A 239-nucleotide genomic window follows, 5' to 3' on the forward strand; every position below is an offset into this window, starting at 1 on the left:
GGCTTTGCCTAAAGCCGTAAAATCGCGCGTAGCTGAGGTGGTAAGTCAGCAATGGGGTAGCCATTTAATTAGAAGTTGGAATGATCACCAATGGATTGATTTACCAACTCAGGTAGGAGAGAAAATAGCGCCGATTATTGGCGCAGCAAAAGGCCAAGTGATTTGTTGTGACTCTATTTCAGTTAACTTATTTAAACTGTTAAGTAGTGCATTATCGTTAAACCCTGAGCGAAATGTGG

Annotated in this window: 1 pseudogene; it reads left to right on the top strand. The window is 41.8% G+C overall.

Going from position 1 to position 239, the window contains the following annotated elements:
• Positions 1-239, top strand: a pseudogene (locus SB765_RS33365) (kynureninase); the annotation flags it as partial.

It is taken from the genome of Pseudomonas sp. SIMBA_067, assembly GCF_046534675.1.
Classification (GTDB): domain Bacteria; phylum Pseudomonadota; class Gammaproteobacteria; order Pseudomonadales; family Pseudomonadaceae; genus Aquipseudomonas; species Aquipseudomonas putida.